The sequence below is a fragment of the Caballeronia arationis genome, from assembly GCF_001544975.2.
In the GTDB taxonomy this organism is placed as follows: domain Bacteria; phylum Pseudomonadota; class Gammaproteobacteria; order Burkholderiales; family Burkholderiaceae; genus Caballeronia; species Caballeronia arationis.
The window spans coordinates 1-5,171 of sequence record NZ_FCOG02000254.1; the positions used below are offsets into that span (position 1 = coordinate 1).

At 59.1% G+C, this 5,171-nt stretch carries 5 protein-coding genes; 4 read left to right on the forward strand and 1 reads right to left on the reverse strand.

Features of this window, described 5'->3' with window-relative positions; genetic code table 11:
* Positions 1 to 469: 469 nt before the first annotated feature.
* Positions 470 to 1,507, reverse strand: a complete 1,038-nt coding sequence (locus tag AWB81_RS40335) for an AraC family transcriptional regulator (protein ID WP_062643947.1) — start codon at positions 1,505 to 1,507, stop codon at positions 470 to 472.
* Positions 1,508 to 1,608: 101 nt separating this feature from the next.
* On the opposite strand from AWB81_RS40335, the gene AWB81_RS40340 reads away from it, so the two are divergent.
* The 4 genes from AWB81_RS40340 to AWB81_RS47805 form a co-directional block, all read left to right on the forward strand.
* Entirely contained in the window at positions 1,609 to 2,643 is a 1,035-nt protein-coding gene (locus AWB81_RS40340) for an alpha/beta fold hydrolase (RefSeq protein WP_235026174.1), read from the forward strand.
* A 223-nt stretch (positions 2,644 to 2,866) separates the two neighbouring features.
* The gene (locus AWB81_RS40345; protein WP_062643950.1) at positions 2,867 to 4,138 is read left to right on the forward strand and encodes an MFS transporter; all 1,272 of its coding nucleotides are present in this window, start codon (positions 2,867 to 2,869) and stop codon (positions 4,136 to 4,138) included.
* Between the two features lie 322 nt (positions 4,139 to 4,460).
* The gene (locus tag AWB81_RS40355) at positions 4,461 to 4,829 is read left to right on the forward strand and encodes a BON domain-containing protein (RefSeq protein WP_087135549.1); all 369 of its coding nucleotides are present in this window, start codon (positions 4,461 to 4,463) and stop codon (positions 4,827 to 4,829) included.
* Positions 4,798 to 5,171: hypothetical protein (locus tag AWB81_RS47805; RefSeq protein WP_235026176.1), on the forward strand; the 374-nt coding region annotated here is incomplete at its 3' end. The genes AWB81_RS40355 and AWB81_RS47805, both read left to right, overlap by 32 nt.

Consider the following 5,171-nt stretch of genomic DNA (forward strand, 5'->3'; position numbering starts at 1 on the left):
CGGGCGTGCAAATCTCCACCTTGATCGAGTGCTGGCGTACCGATGGCCGGACAATGGCCGGTGCCATGGGCGTGGCTTGTGAAGAGGTGTCTTGGGCGAGGGCAGTTGCTGTCATTGATGTCTCCAAAATGTACTGTGCGGCGGCGAGCAATATGTGCGTCTAGCGGATGGAGCGGTCTGCGAAGCAGCGACACCGTTCCGTCGGACAACGAGACTGATAGTACGTATTTCGGCCGCTATGCTATTGGTTTGACGGGACAATTTATTAGCATCTTGGGACGCGACGCCACGAATCTGGTTGGAAAGCGGATGGCGGCAACGCCTCCATGCAGTTCGGACGGGAACGCCGGCAATCGCGGATTGAGGAACCCATGTCGTCGGGAAGGTGTGGGTGCGGCAGCTTCAGGCAGTGGCCGGCCCGGATGACCGTGGGGCCCGTGGGCCGATCCCGATCCCGAACCTGCCTCTCCTACCGACGCGAGAGGGATCCGGCGGTCGCCTTGCTCTCTCGATGATGGGCGACCCACTCCGAGGGTGTCTTGCCAAACTGGATGCGGAACCAGCGCGAGAAGTCACCGGCGGAGGAAAAGCCGAGAAGTTCGGCGACTTCATACAACTTGCGTTTGCTGCCGGCCAGATACTCCTCTGCGAGTTCAGCGCGTACCGCATTGATGATTGTTGTGACACTCTCGCCCTCGGCCGCCAGGTGTCGGTTAAGGGTGCGTCGATGCATGCCAAGATGCTGGGCGACCTGCTCGACGGAACAAAGTCCGCTTGGTAGTAGCATCCTGGCTACCTGGCGCGCCCGCTGCGCCGGCTCGTCGCGGACGTTGGCCAGCTGGATGTCCAGCATTCGCTTCACCTCGCGGATCAGCGTCGGATCCGCGGCAGGGATTGGCATATTGAGATTGCCACCGCGGCAAACGATGGCATTGCATTCTTGTGAGAATTCGATTGCCGTGCCCAGCACGCGGTGGTGCACTTCAAGGCTGGCGGGCCGCTCGTGGGTGAAGCTGATCCTTAACGGACGGAAGGTATTGCGACTCAGCACATTAAACATGCGCATCCCGATTCCGGTCGACATTTCGATCGTCTGGCGCCAAACGCCATGCCCCCCCACCATATTCGCGCCCACATGCAGCAGTACGACGTCGCCTGCTTCGTCGAGCCGCAATTGCACCCCGGCGTTGTGCAGTCGCATATAGCGGACGCAAGATTGCATTGCTGCGCGCAGCGTGGGCTCTTCCCGCATCGCCAGCGCCAACATGCCCAGGTTGGCCAGGCTTCTCGTTTCCGCGAGCAACAGTCCGAAGGCCTCCTGGCCTGACAGGCGTGCCGACTCCGCCAGCAGCCATCCCACCGAATCGGCACTAATCATCAGATTCGGATCGTCGAGGACCTTGGCCGGCAGTTTAGCCATCCGCAGCATCCGGAACGGGTCGAGCCCCACGGAACGGGCCACGTGCTCATAGTCGGTAAGGCTGGCGCTCCGCGTCAGGGCATGCACGGACGTGTCCCAATTTCGTAAGAGAATGTCCTTATAAGCTTAGTGCAAGTTGCCTATCAGGGCTACCTTAGAGGCCGACAATCAACAGATGGAGATAGACGATGGACACCAGCGCTGCAATGGGTCAGCCTTGCGCCACAATGGGGCAATTGGATGCCGACGACCCCGCCGCATTCAGGCACTGCTTTGCCGAAGTCAACGGCATACGTATGCATTACATCGACGAGGGGCGGGGCCCGCTCGTCATTCTGCTGCACGGATTTCCATACCTGTGGTACATGTGGCGGCGCCAGATCGGCGCGTTGGCCGATGCCGGTTTTCGGGTCGTCGTCCCCGATCAACGGGGATTTGGGCAAACGGACCAGCCGGATTCCATTGAAGCCTACGACATAAGCCAGTCAGTCGGAGACATGGTTGGATTGATGAAGGCCTTGGGTGAAACCTCCGCGGTGATCGTCGGCCACGATCTGGGCGCATGGGTCGCTCAAGCGGCCGCCATGCTGAGGCCGGATCTGTTCCGTGGCCTCGTGATGCTCAATACTCCGGTGCCACCGCGCGGAAAGGTCAAGCCGACCGTCGGCTTGCGGGAAATGGCGAAAGGCAGGGTGTACCACCATCTGTACTTCCAGCAGATCGGCAAGCCGGATCGCGAGTTCGCCAGCGATGCGCGTAAGACATTGCGTAGCGTCTTCTACTCGGTCTCCGGCAGCGCCGTCGGCACCGAACGCTGGCGCCTGTTTGTCGAACCTGGTGAACCCATTCTTAACGCCTTCACTGAACCCAAGGAGTTCCCGTCCTGGTTGAGCGCGCGGGCGATCGACTACTACGTCGATGAATACACGCGCACGGGATTTACCGGCGCCATCAACTATTACCGCTGTCGCGACCGGAACTGGGAAATCACAGCGTTTCTGGACGGCGCGGTGGTCCGCCAGCCGAGCCTGTTTATCGGTGGCGCTGCCGACCCTTCTCTCGAACCGGTCGAAATCCGCGGTATCTACGACCGGCTCGACACCTACCTGCCCGGACTGCAGAAGAAGGTGCTGCTACCCGGCGTGGGCCATGCTGCGGCGGAAGAAAGCGTTGATCAGGTTAACACTTTGCTCCTGGAATTTCTCGAGCAGTTCAAGAGTTAGCCTCCAGGTTGTTCAGCTGCGATGCCCGGATCGGGGTGTCCAGCGACATGACTGATTGGGCACAGAGCAGGTTTCACTTTGCCTAGAGCCCCAAGATGAATGAGTGGCCGTGGGAAGGAAGGCCAGGCTCACGCCGCCGCGGACGCCAGAGCTGAAAACAGAGCGCTGCGCACAGATGGCATTAGCAGCAGCAATAACAGGAGAAAGAATTGTGGCAGTGAATATGCAAGAAATAGCGTGCTATGTCGGTGAGCGACCGCAGCGCATTCGTGGTTATGCATGGGTCATTTTTGCGCTGACATTCGGACTGCTCTTGTCCGACTATATGTCGCGGCAAGTGCTCAGCGCAGTCTTTCCGCAAATAAAGGCGGAGTGGGGACTGTCCGACACTCAGCTCGGAGCGCTCAGTGGCGTTGTCTCGCTGGCTGTAGGCATTTTGGCATTCCCCATCTCGCTTGCGGCCGACCGCTGGGGTCGTGTACGCAGCGTGACCATTATGGCGGCGATCTGGAGCTTCGCGACCTTGCTCTGCGGCCTGTCGCACAACTACTTCACGTTGTTGTCGGCGCGCTTTCTGGTCGGTGTCGGCGAAGCCGCCTACGCCAGCGTTGGCATGGCCATTCTCATCAGTATGTTTCCGTCACGGCACACCTCCACGGTAGCTGGAGCATTTATGGCGGGCAGCATGGTCGGGTCGGTAATGGGGATCGGATTCGGCGGTTCACTGGCAAGCCAGTTCGGTTGGCGGAGTGCGTTCGTTGGCATGGCGATCTTTGGTATCGCGCTGACCTTGCTCTATATGACGGTCGCTAGTCCGGCGCGGATCGAAGGGGCGAAAGGTCAATCAACCGGCACTAGGCAACCTGATTCGCTGGCTACAGTCCGCGTCAGGGACGTGTTGAGAGATCTGTTCTCCTCCCCGGTGTTGATCTGCGTCTACATCGGCAGCGGGCTGCAGCTATTCATCAATGGTGGCCTGCTTGCCTGGTTGCCGAGTTTCCTGAATCGAGCCTATGACATGCCACTGAGCAAGGCGGGCGGCGTCGCAGCAATCTTCGTCCTTTGCGGCGCATGTGGAATGCCGCTATGCGGCGCACTTTCCGATCGCATGGGACGTGGTTCGCCACGACGGAAAATGCTCCTAGCGATCACCTTTAACCTGGCCTGCGGAGCATTGCTGTTCGCGGCATTTCAGTTTCCCGCCGGTTCAGCCCAACTCACTCTCATCGCATTGGCGATGTTCTTTAGCGCCGGCATTATGGGCCCGGCCGGTACGATGGTTGCGAATCTGACGCCCAAGGCGATTCATAGTACTGCCATGGCAACGCTCGCCTTGGCCTTCAACCTGCTTGGCTTGGCGCCGGGTTCGGTTGTGACGGGAGTATTGGCAGACCGGCTGGGGTTGACGCCCGCCTTGCAGCTATTACCACTCGCCAGTGTCGCGTCGACCGTCGTCCTGTTAATTGGCGTGCGTTATCTGCGCGGAGAACGATGAAAAGACTGAGAAAATCCTTATGGACGTTGTCAGTCTCATGACAACGGCTGCGTCGTCACAGCGAAGGTGTCGCGACTTCCTTAACGTTTCACTTAAAGAAAACACTGTGCAGATCTCCTGGACCGCAGCCCAGAAATCAGGGCAGTTGATTGAAGAGCACATGCTGGTGTCTACGAAGCTAGGTCAACCGTATTCGATGTCGATTCGTTAATGTGTAGGGGAGGTAGCAAACGACCACCCACAAGCGCGAAAGGTCTTCCCCTCATAGCGAGCCAGGATCCCTGCTGGGATCTGCCATGACTCTTGACAACTGGAGCAAGCAATGAAGGTTATCAGAACACTCAGGTTGGTTGGCGGGGCATTGATGGCCGCAGCGTCCGTTGCTGCATGGTCGCAGACTAGCGAACCTGCTGCCACGCCTGCGCAGTCCAGCATGGCGCCAGCAAGTGAACCAAGTGCGAAAGCGACCAGACAGGCGAATCGCGCTCTGAGCAAGAAGGTGCTTCATGCACTCTCGCAGGGAGGGGTCAACACGTCCGGAATCAACGTAACCGCTAAAGGGGGTGCGGTTGTGCTTGCCGGACACGTTCCCGACTCAACCCAAATCGATAAAGCCAGCAAGGTTGCGAAGAGCGTAGCCGGAGTTACGTCGGTGAAAAATGCTCTATCTCTTAAAGAGATGGGCCAATAACGGTGTCTCGGCGGTCGGCCGGGTTGCGCCGGCTGGCACGCTGCAGGCATTCAGGCTGCCGCTCTTCCGATCGGTTCGGTCGCGTGCGTGGGGCGGCGAGTACGTAGACGCAGTCGCGAGCAACGGCGATGTGCGCAATTCTTTCTCTCACCCCACCGATCGAGTCCTGTGCGAAGGGCCCGAACTTGCGATTAATGACCTCTCTGACTTGCGGATCCAACCGATCGCCTCGCGACGGCTGATTTTTGCCTGCGAATACACAGAGCTCGAGAGTGCCGAGTTCTTGCGCCTTTCTCACGGTCTCATCTTGGCGTTCGTGAGCGCCGATCCAGTTCTCGGTAA

Excerpts from the sequence above, each read along its gene's own strand:
- AWB81_RS40340 (WP_235026174.1), top strand. The coding sequence starts at position 1,609 with ATGGACACCAGCGCTGCAATGGGTCAGCCTTGCGCCACAATGGGGCAA.
- AWB81_RS40355 (WP_087135549.1), top strand. The coding sequence starts at position 4,461 with ATGAAGGTTATCAGAACACTCAGGTTGGTTGGCGGGGCATTGATGGCC.
- AWB81_RS40345 (WP_062643950.1), top strand. The coding sequence starts at position 2,867 with ATGCAAGAAATAGCGTGCTATGTCGGTGAGCGACCGCAGCGCATTCGT.